Origin of the sequence: Microbispora siamensis (assembly GCF_016863095.1) — a bacterium.
Lineage (GTDB): Bacteria > Actinomycetota > Actinomycetes > Streptosporangiales > Streptosporangiaceae > Microbispora > Microbispora siamensis.
In genome coordinates this window covers 1-16,026 of sequence record NZ_BOOF01000028.1, presented here as the reverse complement: position 1 = coordinate 16,026, position 16,026 = coordinate 1, and the positions used below count along the sequence as shown (strand labels likewise).

General features: G+C 70.6%; 14 protein-coding genes and 1 pseudogene. 4 read left to right on the top strand and 11 right to left on the bottom strand.

What is annotated here, in order from left to right; genetic code table 11:
- Positions 1–521 precede the first annotated feature (521 nt).
- Entirely contained in the window at positions 522–2,288 is a 1,767-nt protein-coding gene (locus Msi02_RS22765; RefSeq protein WP_239108620.1) for an ABC transporter ATP-binding protein, read from the top strand.
- A gap of 46 nt (positions 2,289–2,334) precedes the next feature.
- On the opposite strand, the gene sigJ is transcribed toward Msi02_RS22765, so the two are convergent.
- The 9 genes from sigJ to Msi02_RS22720 all read right to left on the bottom strand — a co-directional run bounded on the left by sigJ (position 2,335) and on the right by Msi02_RS22720 (position 11,717).
- Positions 2,335–3,249 (bottom strand): RNA polymerase sigma factor SigJ, encoded by a 915-nt coding sequence (sigJ, locus tag Msi02_RS22760; RefSeq protein ID WP_239108619.1) that lies wholly within the window; start codon positions 3,247–3,249, stop codon positions 2,335–2,337.
- Positions 3,250–3,326: 77 nt separating this feature from the next.
- Positions 3,327–3,713 (bottom strand): DoxX family protein, encoded by a 387-nt coding sequence (locus Msi02_RS22755; RefSeq protein ID WP_204050170.1) that lies wholly within the window; start codon positions 3,711–3,713, stop codon positions 3,327–3,329.
- A gap of 7 nt (positions 3,714–3,720) precedes the next feature.
- The gene (locus tag Msi02_RS22750; RefSeq protein ID WP_204050169.1) at positions 3,721–4,581 is read right to left on the bottom strand and encodes an NAD(P)H-binding protein; all 861 of its coding nucleotides are present in this window, start codon (positions 4,579–4,581) and stop codon (positions 3,721–3,723) included.
- A 19-nt stretch (positions 4,582–4,600) separates the two neighbouring features.
- Positions 4,601–5,485, bottom strand: coding sequence for an SDR family oxidoreductase (locus Msi02_RS22745; RefSeq protein ID WP_204050168.1), 885 nt, complete (start codon positions 5,483–5,485; stop codon positions 4,601–4,603).
- 538 nt (positions 5,486–6,023) lie between these two features.
- Positions 6,024–7,286, bottom strand: coding sequence for an alpha/beta hydrolase (locus Msi02_RS22740; protein ID WP_204050167.1), 1,263 nt, complete (start codon positions 7,284–7,286; stop codon positions 6,024–6,026).
- 78 nt (positions 7,287–7,364) lie between these two features.
- Positions 7,365–8,018, bottom strand: coding sequence for a response regulator (locus Msi02_RS22735; protein ID WP_204050166.1), 654 nt, complete (start codon positions 8,016–8,018; stop codon positions 7,365–7,367).
- The gene (locus tag Msi02_RS22730) at positions 8,015–10,003 is read right to left on the bottom strand and encodes a sensor histidine kinase (protein WP_204050165.1); all 1,989 of its coding nucleotides are present in this window, start codon (positions 10,001–10,003) and stop codon (positions 8,015–8,017) included. The genes Msi02_RS22735 and Msi02_RS22730 overlap by 4 nt, the downstream gene beginning before the upstream one ends.
- 90 nt (positions 10,004–10,093) lie before the next feature.
- Positions 10,094–10,930, bottom strand: a complete 837-nt coding sequence (locus Msi02_RS22725; protein WP_204050164.1) for a sensor histidine kinase — start codon at positions 10,928–10,930, stop codon at positions 10,094–10,096.
- A 421-nt stretch (positions 10,931–11,351) separates the two neighbouring features.
- Positions 11,352–11,717, bottom strand: a complete 366-nt coding sequence (locus tag Msi02_RS22720; RefSeq protein WP_079315004.1) for a DUF5997 family protein — start codon at positions 11,715–11,717, stop codon at positions 11,352–11,354.
- 54 nt (positions 11,718–11,771) lie between these two features.
- Between Msi02_RS22720 and Msi02_RS22715 the strand changes: the two genes are divergently transcribed.
- Positions 11,772–12,485, top strand: a complete 714-nt coding sequence (locus tag Msi02_RS22715; RefSeq protein ID WP_239108618.1) for a LysR family transcriptional regulator substrate-binding protein — start codon at positions 11,772–11,774, stop codon at positions 12,483–12,485.
- A gap of 73 nt (positions 12,486–12,558) precedes the next feature.
- On the opposite strand, the pseudogene Msi02_RS44570 reads toward Msi02_RS22715, so the two are convergent.
- A pseudogene (locus tag Msi02_RS44570) lies at positions 12,559–12,819 on the bottom strand (hypothetical protein); the annotation flags it as partial.
- 294 nt (positions 12,820–13,113) lie between these two features.
- Between Msi02_RS44570 and Msi02_RS22710 the strand changes: the two are divergent.
- Both Msi02_RS22710 and Msi02_RS22705 read left to right on the top strand, forming a co-directional pair.
- A complete protein-coding gene (locus tag Msi02_RS22710; RefSeq protein WP_204050163.1) occupies positions 13,114–13,698 on the top strand; it encodes a winged helix-turn-helix domain-containing protein in 585 nt (194 codons plus the stop codon).
- Between the two features lies 1 nt (position 13,699).
- Entirely contained in the window at positions 13,700–15,037 is a 1,338-nt protein-coding gene (locus tag Msi02_RS22705; RefSeq protein WP_204050162.1) for an MFS transporter, read from the top strand.
- 514 nt (positions 15,038–15,551) lie between these two features.
- On the opposite strand, the gene Msi02_RS22700 is transcribed toward Msi02_RS22705, so the two are convergent.
- A complete protein-coding gene (locus Msi02_RS22700) occupies positions 15,552–15,890 on the bottom strand; it encodes an SCO4225 family membrane protein (protein ID WP_204050161.1) in 339 nt (112 codons plus the stop codon).
- Between the last annotated feature and the right edge of the window lie 136 nt (positions 15,891–16,026).

The window sequence follows — 16,026 nt, the reverse complement described above, 5'->3', positions numbered from 1 at the left end:
AGAGCGCGCGTGTCAGCCGTTTTCGGATAGCCGCACCCGCGAACACGGCCATGATCTGTCGGACCCGAACCTAGGGGCGATGCCGCGCCGATACGCCGAAGGACTCGGGAAGTCGTCTCGGGGTCCTTCGGCGAGTCGCGTGGATCACGTAGTCGCCCGGGGCCCGGCGAACGGACCAACGCCAGCCCGTAGGCAGCCAGGACGACCCCGGTGAAATGAGATGACCAGACGAGGCGTTTCCGCGGGCGAACGACCTGGTGAGCGGAAAGCGCTGTGGATCAGTGCCGCCCGGTGTTGAACGGTGTCACTTTATGCCGTTTCTTTCGCCATTCCCCTGCCATTCGGCCGGATGACGACACCGCGTGCCGTGCCGGGCTGGGGTGACGGAAAAATCGTTCGCTCTCCCGTGCGCGCTGCGGCAGCATGGCCACGGCGGGTTCGGCGTTCGGGGAGGGCTGATGGCTGCGCTCGGATCGATTGAGGACGCTGAAAACGGCCCATCCGTACGAAAATCGGCGGTTTTGCTGGCGCTGCGCTACTACTGCGGTGAGCTGAGGCGCCAGTGGCGGGTCGCGGTGCCCGCGCTGACGTTGCCGGCCATCGGGAACATCTGCCTGTTCTATCTGGCGCCGCTGGCGGTGGCCGGGCTCGTGGGGCACCTGTCCGCAGGCGGAGACGGCACTGTCGGCGCGCTCCTGCCGTACGTGCTCGGCTTCGGCGCGTTGCTGCTGACGGGCGAGGCGCTGTGGCGGGTGGGGCTGCACTTCCTGAACCGCACCGACGCGCGGGGCATCGAGCGGCTCGGCGTGGTGGGCATGGAGGAGTTGCTGGCCAAGGACACCGCGTTCTTCCACGACAACTTCGCCGGATCGCTGACCAAGCGGGTGATCGGCTTCTCCTCCAGGTTCGAGGAATTCGCCGACACGCTCACATTCTCGATCATGGCCAAGGTGGTGCCCCTGGCCTTCGCCTCGGTGGTGCTCTGGCGATATCACCCGCTGCTGGTCCTCGTTCTCGTGGGCCTCATCATCGTCACCGGCGTCCTCGTCGCTCCGCTCATCCGCCGCCGCCAGGCCCTGGTCGACGAACGCGAGGCCGCCAGGGTGCTGGTGTCGGGTCACGTCGCCGACGTGCTGACCAACATGGAGACGGTCCGCGCGTTCGCCGCCGAGGATCGCGAAGCCGCCGAATATCGGGTGAGGATCGCCGAGCAGCGCAGGTTGTCCCTACGTTCCTGGGATTACGGCAACCTCCGGGTGGACACCGTCGTCGCCCCTCTGTCGGTGCTCACCAGCGCCGTGGGCCTGCTCCTCGCCGTGGCGCTCCGCGGTGGTCTCGGGGTGGAGGCCATCGTGGTGACGTTCACCTATTACACGAACACGATCAGCATCATGTTCGAGTTCAATCAGATTTACCGGCGCATCGAGAGCGTGCTCACCGAAGCCGCCCAGTTCACCGAGTTGCTCCTCGTGCCGCCGACCGTGGTGGATCCGGTCGATCCGCAGCCCCTGCGCCCCGCCGACGCGAGCGTCCGCTTCGAGCGGGTGAGGTTCGGGTACGCCGGCGGCCCGCCCCTCTTCGAAGACCTGGACCTCGACATCCCCAGCGGCGCCAAGATCGGGCTGGTCGGCCAGTCCGGCGGCGGCAAGAGCACGCTCACCCGGCTGCTGCTGCGTCTCATGGACGTGGACGGCGGCAGGATCCTGATCGGCGGCCAGGACATCGCCCGGCTGCGCCAAGCCGACCTGCGCAGCCTGATCGCCTACGTTCCGCAGGAACCCGCCATGTTCCACCGGTCCGTACGCGACAATCTCGCGTTCGCCCGGCCGGGCGCCACCGACGCCGAAATCTTCGAGGCCGCGCGGGCTGCGCATGTCACGGAGTTCGTCGAATCCCTGCCGGACGGGTTCGACACCCTGGTCGGCGAGCGTGGCGTCAAGCTATCCGGCGGCCAGCGGCAACGCATCGCGCTCGCGCGGGCCATCCTGCGTGACGCCCCCATCCTGCTGCTGGACGAGGCGACCAGCGCCCTGGACTCCGAAAGCGAGATCCTCGTCCAGGAAGCCTTGTGGCGCTTGATGCAGGACCGGACCGCGGTCGTGGTCGCGCACCGCCTGAGCACCGTCGTCCGCATGGATCGGCTTGTCGTGCTCAACCGGGGACGCATCGTGGAGCAGGGCACCCACAGCGAACTGCTCCAGGCCGAAGGCCCCTACGCCCGGCTCTGGCACCACCAGTCCGGAGGCTTCCTCATCGAGGACGGCACCCCGGACGCGCTCCACCGCTGACCGAGGTCCACGGAGGCGAGCGTACGAGGAGGGCCCGCCTGCGGCCTTAACGGTCGGGGGTTCCGGGACCTCCCTCGGTGGTGTGGCCGGAGATGGATCCGAGCTTGTCGGGGTTGCTGACCACGTAGATGTCGTGCACCTGCTTCCCCTCGGGATCGAGGTCGAGCACCATCACCGCGAGGGGCGCGTCCTCCGCGAAGATCACCACGGAGGGGTCGCCGTTGACCTGGCGATGCCGGACGTCCACGCCGCCGCGCGCGTTGGCCACGACCACCCGGGCGACCTTGTCGCGGCCACGGATCGGACGCGGCCCGCCCGCCGCCGACTTGCCTCCGCCGTCGGGCCACAGGACGACGTCGGGCGCGAGCATCTCCATCAGCGCGGGAAGGTCACCGCCGAACGCCGCCTCGACGAAGCGCTCGGTCACCTCCCGGTGCGTACGCCGGTCGACCCGGGCGCGCGGACGCCGCGCCTGTACGTGTTCGCGGGCCCGGTGGGCGATCTGCCGGATCGCGGCCGGGCTGCGGTCCAGCATGGCGGCGATCTCGGTGTGCTGGTAGGCGAACACCTCGTGCAGGACGAACACGGCCCGTTCCAGCGGAGTGAGCGTCTCCAGGATCACCAGCAGCGCGATCGACACCGACTCCGCGCGTACGGTGGGTTCGGCGGCGTCGGGACCGGTGATCAACGGTTCCGGCAGCCACGGGCCCAGGTAGGTCTCCTTGCGCCTGCGCAGCGCGCTCTGGTGGGCGAGGGCCTGGTTGACCGCGACACGCACCAGGTACGCGCGGTGGTTGTCGATGCCGGCCACATCTCGTGCCGCCCACGCCAGCCAGGTCTCCTGAAGCACGTCCTCGGTGTCGCCGACCGTGCCGAGCATGTTGTAGACGATGGAGAACAACAACTCGCGGTGGTCGGCGAACGCCTCGGAGGCGTCGGCCGCGGGGATTTCGCGCATCATGAGACTCCTTGCCGGTACGGATACTCCTCAAGAGCCCGTCGGGCGCGAGAGTGTGACTTCGGCTTCAGGCTGCCCGATCAGCGTGTGGCGTGCAGCACGAGGGCGGGATCGAGCGCCAGCGTGGCGACCGCCAGGCCGAGGAACACGATCGCCAGGTAGAACTGGGGCGAGAAGTCGGCGACGCGCAGATGGGTGTACAGCGCGCAGACGAAGTAGAGGACGAGGCCCGCGGCGGCGGCCGTGCCGACGAGGGGCACGCCGAGCAGCCCGAGCGCGAGTCCCAGCGCGCCCAGGGCCTTCAGCGCGCCGATCGGCCACACCAGCCACGACTCCGGCACACCGGCTCGGGCGAGCGCGGGGCCGAGGGTACGCATGATCGGCGCGAGCCGGGTCATGGCCGCGAATCCGGAGAACGTGTTGAAAGCGATCGTCACCAGAGCGGTGACGACGTAGGCGGTCGGCATCGAAGGCTCATCCGTTCCGGAAGGCGTCGACGTGGTCGGCCACCCAGTCGCCGTACGTCCGTGCCGGACGGCCGAGGACCTTGCCGACCTCACCTGTCGGGGGATGCTGGACGCGGCCGGCGTAGTGGTCGTACCGGGCCATCAGGGCGCGCACGAACGGCTCGGGCAGCCCGTTGCCGATCAGGTGCGCGGCGACGGCCCGCGGCGGGACTTCCTCGAAGCGCAGGGGCCTGCCGAGCGCGGCGGCGATCACGGCCACCATCTCCTCGTGCGACAGCGACTCCGGTCCGGTGAGCTCCAGCCGGCGGCCTGCCAGTTCGTCGGTGAGCAGTGCGCGGGCCGTGACCTCGGCCAGATCCCGCTCGTCGAGCACGGATTCCCGGAAGCCCGCGTGCACGTAACGCACGACGTCTCCGGCGCGGATCTGCGCGCCCCACGCCTGCAGGGTGTTGCCGGCGAAGGCGCTGGCGCGCAGGCTGGTCCAGGCCAGGCCGCCGGCGACGGCCGCCTCCTCGGCCTCCTTGTTCCGGTCCCCGCGCAGGCGGGACGGCTGCAGCTCGAACGGGTCGTCGACGTTCATCGCCGACAGGGCCACCACCTTGCGCACGCCCCGCTCGGCGGCCAGGGCGAGGAGCCGGTCGGCGGAGTCGCCGAAGGTGCGCGGGTGCAGGAAGAGCGCCTCGACGCCCTTGAAGTGGTCGGCCATCGTGCCGGGCCGGGCCGGGTCGCCCTGGACGACCTCCACGCCGTACGGCAGGGCCGCGTCGCGCGGAGAGCGGCTCACGGCGCGTACGCGGGCGCCTTCGGCGACGAGCTGCTGGACGACGAGGCGCCCGACGGCGCCGGTCGCTCCGGTGATGAGGATCATGGTTCTCGCCTTCGTTATGTCAGCGCGAGTCGGTGGGCAGGAAGTGACGGGCGTGTTCGGCGGCCCATTGGGCGAACGTGCGCGGCGGACGGCCGGCGACCTGCTCCACGTGGTCGGTCAGCGTGGTGGCGTGCTCGTTGGGCGTGCCGTACACCCGCAGCAGGCGCTCCACCAGGTCCGCCTCGTCGGCTCCGTCGATTTCGGCGAACGCGCGGAAGAGGGACAGCGGCGGACGCCGGCCCGGCACGCTCCACTCGCGGCGCACCTGGTCAGGGGTGAGCTCCTCGAACCGCAGGTCGCGGCCGGTCGCCTCGGCGAGGATCGCGACCATCCGCCGCGCGGTCAGCACCTCGGGGCCGGTGAGGTGGTAGGACCTGCCGCCGTGACCGTCCTGGGTCAGCACGGCCGCCGCGACGGCGCCGATGTCGTACTCGTCGACCGGCGGGCTCGGGCGATCGCCGTACGGCTCGCGCACCCGGCCTGTGGTCCGCAGCGACTCGCCCCAGTCGTTCAGAAAGTTGGCCATGAACTGCAGCGGCCGCAGGAAGGTCCACTCCAGGCCGCTCGCCCTGACGGCCGGCTCCAGCGTGCCCTCCTGCCAGCCGCCCAGGACCGTGGCCTTGCGGACCCCGGCGCGTTCCGCGAGAGCGACGATGTCGCGTCCGTTCGTGAGAGGCCGATAACCGACGCCGAAATTGATCAGGTGGACGGCGGTGACGCCGTCGAAGGCCGCCTCCAGGCCGGCGGCGTCGGTGAGGTCACCCGCCACCACCTCGACGCCGTGCGGCAGGACGGCGCGGCCGGGGTCGCGGGTCAGCGCCCGCACCTTCCGGCCGCGATCGAGAAGATGGCGGACGACCTGCCGGCCGACGGTGCCGGTGGCTCCGGTGACGAGAACGGTCATGCCGAGTGCTCCTTGTCGCCGTGGATCACGCCGTCCCGCCCGCTTGTACGCGTACGGGAACGGCCACGTCTCCTAAGAGGACCGGCGGGAGCGAAGTGTGACGCCGCGCGCGGATCGTGGCGGCGCCCTGGAGGGCCGTCGCCTCGATAAGCCGGGGAGGCTAGGGCAGTTCGGGGCGTACCAGAGCTTCGGAGAAGGGTTCTCCGGTTCTGCGGGCGTACGTCATGCGTGCACGCACCTCGCTGAGCGAGCGCGGGCGGTAGCCAGGGCCTCCACAACAACTCTTGTGAAAGCGGACGCCCGCGTGCAGCAGCACCGAGAGCGTCCGCCAGCCTGCGTTGTCCCTACGGCGCGGCGCCGCGAAGGCGGAACCGACGTGGATGAGCGGCTGAGCGCATCGAGGGCAGAGCCGATCGTCAAGGCCCAGTCCTGGATAGGGCTGCTTGTACGAGGCACGGCAAGGCAAGCAGACGAAGGAGGTCTTTCCATGGGCCATGCGGTCAGAGTAGGCCGATCACGCAGCAGGGTCGACAGGGTTTCAGTTGGCGGGTTCGTCCGCCGACGTGACCGGCGGGAGCGGCAGCGGGCGGTCGAGAAGGAACGTCATGAGCAGGTCGCGGTAGAGGTCGGGGCGGCCGTTGGCGATCGAATGCCCCGCGCCGCGCACGTAGACGAGGGTCGACTCGGGAAGCGTGCGCCGGTAATCGTAGGTGACCGCCCATTTCAGGTAGTCGCACTCGCCGCGCACGATGAGCGTGGGCACATGGACGGTGCGCAGCTTCGGACGCGGGTCGGGGACGGCGGCGGCGTCGGCGGACGTCATCTGATTGCTGTAGAAGCCGGGCGGGTTGCCGTGGACGGGGGCGGGCGGGCTTCCTGGGCATCCGGTGGCGTCCTTGGCCGTGAGCAGCAGTTCGCGGAAGTACGCGTCGGCCTCGGCGTCGGGTACGAGCGCGTGCGCGGCAGCCGGGTTGACCTGGAGCAGGAGCGCTTGGAGGAGGAACCGGGGATCGGAGGTCAGTTCGTCGGCGCGTTCGGCCTGGGCCGGGGGGAGACGGTCCCAGGGACTGCCCGGTCCGCCGGGGAAGGCCGGGTCCCAGATCGCGCCCGGTGAGGTGAGCACGGCTTTGGCGACGTGGCCGGGATGGGCGGCCATGTACGCCGCCGACAGGGTCCCGCCCCATGACCTGCCGACGAGGACGACCTTCTCGGCGTGTATCGCGCGGCGGATCGCCTCCAGATCGGCGACGTGCCGGGCGACGGTGTAGCCGGTCACGTCGGCCAGCCGGGTGGAGCGGCCGGCGCCGACCTGGTCATAGGCGTAAACGTCGAAACCGACCGCGGCCAGCTCCCGCCCGGCCTCCGGGACGCCCTCTCCGGGGGTCCCGGGGCCGCCGTGCAGGAAGATCACGGGCGTCGGGCGCGGCTTACCTGACGCGGCGATCTTCACGTAGGCGATGCGGGATCCCGTGGGCAGGTCCCAGTGGGAGACGCCGGGCGGGGCCGCGGCCGTCGGCGGCACGGGGAAGGGGCGCATCACCGTGAGGGCCGCGGCCCCGGCCGTGACGAGCACGACGCCGGCGACGTACGGCCACAGCGCTCGCGGGCTGCCGAGGCGCCTTGTCGCGGCCCGCCCGAACGCCCAGGCGGTTCCCGCCGCCGCGAGGAGGCCGGCCGCGGAGAACACCGTCACCGCCGGGACGGCGGCGGCCGTCCCGGCGAAGGCCGCCGTCCCGGCCACGGCCGCCGCGATCACCCCGGCGAGCGACAACGCGCCGCCGGACAACAGGTTGGATCTCATGCGAGCCACGCTAGGAAGCCGAACCCGCGTCGGCCTCCTCCCGCGGAACCGTCGTCACCCCCGCCGTACGGCGGGGGGTCAGCGGCTGCCCGGACGGATCAGGCCGGTCTCGTACGCCGTGATGGTCGCCTGGAGGCGGTCGCGGACACCGAGCTTGGCGAGGATCACCGCGACGTGGTCCTTGACGGTCGAGGGGCTGATCCGGAGAACCTCGCCGATCTCGGCGTTGGTGAGACCACGGGCGACGTGCGTCAGCACCTCGGTCTCGCGCCGGGTGAGCGTGCCGAGGACGGCGGGGTCACGAGGTTCCGGCTCGGACGCGAACCGATCGATGAGGCGTCGGGTGACCCCCGGATCGAGGAGGGCGTCTCCGGAGGCCACCGCCCGGACCGCGTCGGCGACTTTCTCCGGTTCGACATCCTTGAGCAGGAACCCGCCGGCGCCGGCTCTCAGCGCCGCGAACACGTACTCGTCGAGGCCGAACGTCGTCAGCACCACCACCCGGGTGCCCGGCGCTTCCGCGCCGATCCGGGCGGTCGCCCGCAACCCGTCCAGGCCCGGCATCCGGATGTCCATGAGGGCCACATCGGGCCGCAGCGACACAGCCAGCGCCACGGCGGCCTCCCCATCCGCGGCCTGGCCCACGACGCTCAGATCGGGTTCGGCGTCCAGGACCGCCGCGATGCCCGCCCGCACCACCGCCTGGTCGTCGGCGACCGTCACCCTGATCAAGGGAGCACCTCCGGAAGCCACACCCTCACCATTCCGTCCCCGGCGTCCGAGACGCTACCTCCGGCCGCGTCGGCCAGCGCCCGAAGGCGCCGATCCCCGCCCGTGCCGGCGGAAGGCCCCGAGACCGCGACGCCGTCGGCGCGGCAGGCCACGGTGATCTCCCGCTCATCCCGTGTGCAGCCGCGCAGCATCACCTCGGCCGCCCTGAACGCGGCGACCTCCACGCTGGGGGACGCCTCGCGGCGGGCTCCGGCGTACCGGACGGTGCCCTGGTGCCGCACGGCGAGCAGGGCGATTCCGGCGATGGTCGGGGGCGGGTCGTCGCCGCTCTGGCGGCGCAGCTCGCCGAGCGACTCCCTGAGCGCGGCCAGCCCGGCCCTGGCCTCGGCCAGCACGCTGTCCAGCCGCCCCGCGTCCGCCGCGACCACGATGGCCCTGGCATGTCGCAGGGCCGTACGGCGCAGGCCCGCCGCCAGCCGGTTCCGCTCCGCCAGCACGACCGTCGCCGTCTCGCGGCCGAGCAGATCCCGCTCCCCGGCCACGGCCGCATGGCGCCGCGCACGCCTTGACCCCACCGTCAGGCCGAGCGCCCACGCCATCGCCGACGGGACCGCGACGCCCAGGGCCAGCACCGCCCAGGCGGCCACCCGATCTCCCACGATCCCCGGCCCGCACGCCAGAGCAAGGCCGCCTGTCGCCCCCACAGCCGCCGTGGCGAGAGCCCCCCACCGCCGGCGCGCGCGAGGGCCGTACGCGCCCACCGCGTAGAGCAGCGCCAGCTCGACCCAGAGGCACCACAGGAACACGTCCCCTGCGGGCTGCTTCGTCCAGCCGAAGAGTCCGGCGGCGAGCAGGACCGGATAGACCGACAACGCCGCCGCCAGGCTGAGAAGCGGCGCCCGCCTGCGCAGGCCGAGCGGCAGGGCGTGCGCGAGGAAGAGCGGCACCAGCAGGGCGGCCTCTCCGGGGAGGCTCTCGGGCGTGTCGGCCGTCAACAGGCTCGTACCGATGGACAGCGCCACCGCGAGGATCGCAAGCGCGGCGTCGGACGCCTGCCGGCCACGCCATTCGTACGACGTCGATGCCGGCCCCTCGTCAGGGGTGAGCGGGAACTCGGCGCGCACGGCCCACCCCCGGTCATCCGGCCCCGCGGACAGGAACCCTCCGCAGGCGGCCACCGCCGTCCTGAGCCCGGCGAGCCCGTATCCGCCGCCCAGTCCACGTGCCACGTCCGCGTCGTCCACGACCGGCTCGCCGGAATCGTTGACGATCGTGACGACCAGGCGGCCGGGTTCGCGGTCGACGCCGACCCGTACGGCGCCTCCCGGCGCGTACCGCAGGGCGTTGGTCAGCGCCTCGCGAACCACCCGGCATGCGACGGCGGCGATCTCAGGCGGGGCGCTCCCGGCTGTTCTGCGGTAGGTGAGACGCGGCTCTGGCCATGCCGCGACCAGGGTGTCCACGTCGGCGAGATCGGGCAGGCCGGTGCCGATGTCGCCGGTGGTCAGCCGCTCCAGTTCCCGGGTGGCCAGGCGGCCGGTCTCGGCGGCATACCGGGCCGCCTCGGCCACGAGAGCCGGGTCGGCGAGACGCAAGGCGGAGGCGGCGCCGACCGCGATGCCGGTGAGTCTGTGGGCGGCGGTGTCGTGAAGCTCGGCGGCGAGCCGGTGCCGCTCGGCCTCGGCGGCCACGGCCGGCACATCGGGCGAGGCCGCGCGGAAGACGGCCACGGCCCGGCGTTTCGCCCGGCCGCGCCGCCGCGCCCGGCCCAGGGCCCAGGCGACCGCGGCGAGTCCGGCGGCCAGCAGTGTCACGCCGGTGACGGACCTGGGTGACTCCCCGAGGACGCTCGCCGTCCCCGCGGTCAGCACCAACGCGACCACGACGCCCCCGGCGGCCACCCCTGCCGTCTGGCGCAGGGCCAGGCCGTACAGCGCCACGGTCACGATGAGCGGCACAACCCACCACAGCCAGCCCGACAGCACGCCGAGTAAGCCTAACGACGGACAAGCGATGCAGGACCGGGAACGGGTCGCGTGCGCGTACAACCGAGAAGGGGAGAGACCGGTGGTGGCTCAGGGGGCGGCGATGGGCAATTGGAGGACGAAGCAGGCGCCGCCGAGCGGGGAGGGTTCGACCCAGACGGTTCCGTGGTGGGCTTTCGCTATGTCGCGGGTGATGGCCAAGCCGAGGCCGGTGCCGGGCCCGCCCCGCTGCGAGGTGGCTTTGAGCTGGTACATCCGGTCGAAGATGCGTTCCCTGTCCTTCTCCGGCACGCCGGGGCCGTCGTCGGACACCGCCAGCCGGGCATTGCAGCCGCTGCGGCCGACGTGGACCTGCACCTGGTGGGTGGCGTGGTGCTGAGCGTTGTCCAGCAGATTGGTGATGATCTGGCAGATCCGCGTGCGCATGGCGGTGACCTCGACACCGGGAGTGCAGACGACTTCGACCGAGATGGGGTCGTTCCGGTCCGCGACCTCCTGCCTGATCAGTTCGCACAGGTCGATCCGTTCCCAGTCGGCTTGGGCGGCGCGGGAGCGGGCGACCAGGAGAAGCGCGGTACTCAGCGCCTCCAGCCGATCGACTCCACGTAGTACCGCCTCCAGTACGCGGGGGTAGTCCGCTTCGCCAGGACGGGAAGTCGCTTCTTCCACCGTGACGCGTATCCCGGCCAACGGGGACCGGATCTCGTGGGCGATGTTGGAGGCGAACTGCCGCTCACGATCCAGCATGTCCAAACTCGCGTTGATGTTGTCGACCAGCTGCGTCACCTCCTGCGGATCACGCTGCTGAGCGATCTGGGCGTGTTCGTCGCTGACGTTGATCTCGGCGAGGTCACCGGAGATGGCACCCACGCGTCGCAGGAGCCGGCGGACCAGCACCCGGCCCACGACCGCGGCGGCCAGCACCATGACGAGATTCCACCACCACTTGCGAGAATCGGTGGCTCTCCCCGGACCTGCGCGCTCCAGCCGCTCGCTCAGGATTGATCTGCCCATCGGATACCCCCCACGAACCATCCCGCCGCGTAGGGCTCCTTACCCTCCCGATCACCCCTTCACCTCGGTCAATCGCCGGGAAGTGGGTCAATACGCCGTCGACCTCGTCGCGTACGCCGAACGTCGGCACGCCCGGCTGACCGGCCTGGTGCGGCAGATCCACCAGCGCTCTCCCGGCACCTACGGTGCCCGGCGGACGCATGCCGGACTACGTCACGGCCGGCACATCCGGTCAGCCACGGCGCGGCAGAGCTGCTCATGCGCCGGGCCGCGCTGAAGGACTCGGCGGCCGGCCCGGATGGCGGCGGACCAGATCGCCACTCCCACCGGCTGGCTAGCGCTGTTTGAGGCGCTGCGCTTCCTTGCGCACCTCGGCCTGAACCGCCCGCTCGCGCTTCAGCCACTCGGGGTTCTCCGCCTTGATGGCGTCGATCTCGGCGGTGGTGAGCGGCCCGGTGATGCCGCCCCTGGCCAGGCCCGAGTTGGAGATGCCCAGCTTCACGGCGACGACCTGCCTGGGGTGCGGCCCGTTGCGCCGCAGATCGGCCAGCCATGCCGGCGGATTGGCCTGCAGCGCGTTCAGCTCATCCCTGGAGACGACTCCCTCCTGGAACTCGGCGGGAGTGGCCGAGAGGAGCACACCCAGCTTCTTGGCCGCGGTCGCGGGCTTCATCGTCTGGGTGGCCTTGAGCTTGGTCATGGTGTCAAGGGTAGGGCGCGAAGCCGCTTCCCCTTACATCGGTACCCTGGGGAGGTGACCGACAGGGAGTTCCGGCTGGCTTACGTGCCTGGGGTGACGCCCGCGAAATGGGTCGACATTTGGGCCGAGCGTGTGCCCGAGGTGCCACTCACCCTGGTCTCCGTCGCCGCCGCCGAGGTGGTGAAGCTCCTGCACGACGGCGGCGCCGACGCCGGGTTCGTGCGGCTGCCCGTGGACCGTGAAGGGCTCAGCGTGATCCCTCTCTATGTCGAGACCACCGTGGTCGTGGTGCCGAAGGATCACATGGTGGCCGCCGCCGACGAGGTGACTGTTGCCGATCTCGCCGACGACGAGGTGTTCCGTCCGATGGACGACACCCTTGAGTGGACGGCCCTGCCGGGGCTGCCGGCTTTCACGCGTCCGGAGACGACGGCGGAGGCGATCCGGCTGGTGGCGGCGGGGGCCGGGCTGCTGCTGGTCCCGCAGTCGCTGGCGCGCCTGTATCACCGCAAGGATCTGACCTATCGGCCGGTTGTGGAGACGCCGCAGTCGCAGATCGGGCTGGCGTGGCCCACGAAGGCGACGACAGAGCTGGTGGAGGACTTCATCGGCATCGTCCGCGGGCGTACGGTGAACAGCTCGCGGGGCCGTACCCCCGCGCCTGCCCAGGGGAAGACGCGGAAGCAGCCGAGGACTCCCGCTCCGGACGGGTCGGGTCGCCGGGGCGCGCAAACCAGCCGGGGCAGGAAGGGCCGCCGTCCCCGCTGACCAGGTCATCCGGGTTCCCGGGACGGTCGGCAGGTCCTGGTAGAGCGTGGAGGCATAGTTGCGTGTAGACCACCTTTCCGCCGGAGATCGTCGCGGTGCCGTGGCCGGGCTTGCTGACGCCGCTGATCGTCGGCGCGGTCGCGGTGCCGTTGGCCAGGACGGGCACGCTGACGGGAGCGCCCTGCCCGGTGGTGGCGGTGTCGTCGACGGCCTTGGTGGGCGATAGACGATCTGGATCGGCGGGGCGGGCGTGTTGCCGCCGAGCTGGCCCGGAGCGGCGATGCGGTGGTGCCGGCCCACGTCTTCTCTTGATCGTCCTCTGGGTCTGGCGCAACCAACCGAGATCAACGAAAGACCGACCTCGGCCGAGAAATCCCTCACGCGCCTCCGGGCCTGGTCACTCGGCTTGTCCCGCTCCTCTCTTGGCGGTGGCGAAGCTGCCCACGCCGACCTCGCTATGGATCAGGACGTCTGCCCTGAGGGCTCTCTGGTGGCGGGCGGCGACGTGCTGTTGCGGATCGCGTGGGAGCTGTGCCGACGTGGCACACCACCTCGATTCAAAAGAATCATTGCGGAAAAACGTCCCGAGGGCGTATTAATGAAAGAAATCTTTCGTTCTGGAGTGCCCATGGAAGCGACCAGGCCGGAACGGCGCGTACGCGTGCAAGACCCCACGACGCTGCGCGCGCTCGCCCATCCACTACGGCTGCGCCTGCTGCGCTACCTGCTGGCGGCCGGCCCGCGAACGGCGGCGCAGTGCGCCGAGGCGCTCGACGACACCGGCTCCAACTGCAGCTACCACCTGCATCAGCTCGCCCGCCACGGGCTGATCGAACGCGCGCCCGCGCAGGGTGCCAACCGGCGCGACCGGCCGTGGCGCGCCGCCGCCACCGGGCTGGACTTCCTGCCGGAGCCCGGGGACGAGCAGGGCCGGCAGGTCAACGACGCGCTGACCTCGCTGGAACTGGACGAGGTGTTCCGCTCGCTCCAGCGCTATCGGCAACAGCAGCACAAGCTGCCCGACCAGTGGCAGGAGAGCGCGACCTTCCACAACTACACCCTCTCGCTGACCCCCGAGGAACTGCGGCACCTCACCCTGACGCTGGACGCCGTCATCCGGCCGTATCTGCGCCCGCTGCGCGAGGGGGCGCCGGGTGACACCCGGCCGGTGAGCCTGAGCCTGCAGGCCTATCCCACACCGGAATTCATCTGACATGTCGATGCTGCTGCGCCACCGCGGATTCGTCCTCGTCTGGATCGCCGGGCTCGCCTCGAGCGTGGCGAGCTGGCTGCTGATCACTGGGTTGCCGATCTACGTCTTCGGCGTCACCGGCTCGGCGTTGGTCACCTCCGCCGTGTTCCTCGTCGAGCTGTTGTGCGGCATCACCCTGGGATCGTTCGCCGGGGCGCTCGCCGACCGCTTCGACCGGTTCCGGCTGATGAGCAGCGTCGCGCTGCTCCAGACGGTGGTGGTGATGCTGCTGGTGGCGGTGGGCGAGCCCAGCCACCGCCTGTGGATCATCTGCCTGGTCGCCGGCGTCCAGGCGGTGCTGACCCAGGCATCCGACTCGGCCCGCAACGCGGCCCTGCCGCGGCTGGTCGAGGGCGCGCACCTGGTGCGCGCCAACAGCATGGTCGCGCTCAACACCAGCGTGGGGCGCCTGATCGGCAGCTCGCTGGGCGGCTTCGCCATCACCCGGGAAGGAACCCGGTACCTGGCGATCGGCGCCGCCGTGGCGTTCGTGACGGCCGCCGCTCTGATCGCAGCCGCCCGCCGGACGGCACGCCACGACGCCGCGGAACCGGCCCCGGACGGCGGCGCCACGTCGTTCTTCGCGAACTGGCGATCCGGCCCGGTGACCATGATGCGCAACCGCAGTGTCCGGGTGACGTTCCAGAGCGTGGCCCTGGGCGGCGTCGCCCAGGGCCTGTTCGCAGTGCTCTTCGTCGTGTTCGTCAGCCGCGCGCTGCACGCCGACGGCACGCTCACCGGTGTGCTGCGCGGTGTCCAGGCGATCGGCGGCGTGGCGGGCGGGCTCATCGTCAGCCTGCTCGGCGCACGCCTGAGCCCCTGGCTGCTGATGAGCCTGGGCGCCGCCTCGTTCGGCCTGCTCAGCCTGACCATCTGGAACGGCCCGGTGCTGTCGCGTCAGGTCGGGGTGTACGTCGTGCTGTTCATCCTGGTCGGCGTGCCCGGCATCGCGTACAACAGCGGCGCGTTCGCGCAGATCCAGCAGAGCGTCCCCGACAAAGACCTGGGCCGGGCCTTCGGCTCGTTCTACGTGGTCTACAACGCGTCGCAGGGACTGGGCATGGCGGCCGCCGGCCTGCTCGGCGACGTGCTCAATGTGGTGCTCGTCCTCAACGTGCAGGCCGTGCTGTACCTGGCCTCCGGCGCGGTGGCCTACTTCGCGCTGCGCCCGGTCCGTGCCCCCGAGCGGACAACGAGCGACCAAGCGAGATCAACCGCTCCCCGCAAGGGCCGTCTCGACCGAGAAAGCCCAGCTCAGGTGGGGCGTGAAGTGGTGGGGTGCAAGGGACTCGAACCCTGAACCGACGGATTAAAAGCTCGGCCGATCATGGTTCCAGACAGTTCAATGCAGGTCAGCGCACGTGCGTGGTCTGATCTGAACGGCTCTGGATCGCTTGGAACCGCAACCCGAAATGCAACTGAGCGCCCAAGATAATTCCGAGCGCATTGCGGATCTTGACGTGAGGGCTTCGCGATCATTGGTCCGATCGGCGGGACTTCCGAACGTGCGCCCACACGATCTTCCCATGCTCCAGCCAAAGAACAGCTCCGGCGATCAAGAGCGCGAAACTGGACACGTAACCCCACAAGCTGCCGCTCGTAATCAGGTCATACGCTCCAAGAATGATCAAGAACGGGCCTCCTATGAAGGTCCACCAGCCCGTCCAGAAGTCGCCGGGCTGGCTACCCGGTAACCGATTCGGCCCGCCGACAGGGAAAGTCACGTCACCACGGTAACGAGGCGAGGGGCGACAATCCACGGGACGATCGGGCTCACCTCAGCCAGTTACGGCCCCTCGCGTGACGAGTCGCGATCATCCCGGAGCTGGAGACCCGGCGGAGGCCTTGTTCTTTCTGCGTCCGCGCGCGATCAGCCAGAGGAGCCATGCCTGAAACAGCCCGGCGGCGGTGAATATCAGCAGGGAGACCAACGGGTCGGGGAGCGGCAGGAACATGAGGAGTTCCGAGGTCGGAGAGGTGACCGCGAAGAGAACGAGTGCTTCCAGACCTTGGCTGCCCGGTTGACGTGTGGCGATCTCTACGTAGACGGTCGCGGCGATGACGATCAGCACGTACGGGCCGACGATCAACGCGGCGAAGGTTCCGCGCTCGTATCGGGAAACGTAGCGGGTCAGTGCTCGCAGGGGTCGCATAGTTATCACCTTCTACGAGCGCCGGTGACTGCTCATGAGTCCAGATACTCGGGTGGCGCTGAGTGCGGTACCTGGTTCGGCGGCGCTGCGCTCCCGGTGCGGTGAGCCGGTAGGTACGGCGTGACGAGAGTGCGGC

What these genes read in the sequence shown, in the direction of transcription:
- sigJ (WP_239108619.1), bottom strand. Translation starts at nt 3,249, where the DNA reads ATGATGCGCGAAATCCCCGCGGCCGACGCCTCCGAGGCGTTCGCCGAC.
- Msi02_RS22755 (WP_204050170.1), bottom strand. Translation starts at nt 3,713, where the DNA reads ATGCCGACCGCCTACGTCGTCACCGCTCTGGTGACGATCGCTTTCAAC.
- Msi02_RS22750 (WP_204050169.1), bottom strand. Translation starts at nt 4,581, where the DNA reads ATGATCCTCATCACCGGAGCGACCGGCGCCGTCGGGCGCCTCGTCGTC.
- Msi02_RS22745 (WP_204050168.1), bottom strand. Translation starts at nt 5,485, where the DNA reads ATGACCGTTCTCGTCACCGGAGCCACCGGCACCGTCGGCCGGCAGGTC.
- Msi02_RS22740 (WP_204050167.1), bottom strand. Translation starts at nt 7,286, where the DNA reads ATGAGATCCAACCTGTTGTCCGGCGGCGCGTTGTCGCTCGCCGGGGTG.
- Msi02_RS22725 (WP_204050164.1), bottom strand. Translation starts at nt 10,930, where the DNA reads ATGGTGCTGGCCGCCGCGGTCGTGGGCCGGGTGCTGGTCCGCCGGCTC.
- Msi02_RS22720 (WP_079315004.1), bottom strand. Translation starts at nt 11,717, where the DNA reads ATGACCAAGCTCAAGGCCACCCAGACGATGAAGCCCGCGACCGCGGCC.
- Msi02_RS22710 (WP_204050163.1), top strand. Translation starts at nt 13,114, where the DNA reads ATGGAAGCGACCAGGCCGGAACGGCGCGTACGCGTGCAAGACCCCACG.
- Msi02_RS22705 (WP_204050162.1), top strand. Translation starts at nt 13,700, where the DNA reads ATGTCGATGCTGCTGCGCCACCGCGGATTCGTCCTCGTCTGGATCGCC.
- Msi02_RS22700 (WP_204050161.1), bottom strand. Translation starts at nt 15,890, where the DNA reads ATGCGACCCCTGCGAGCACTGACCCGCTACGTTTCCCGATACGAGCGC.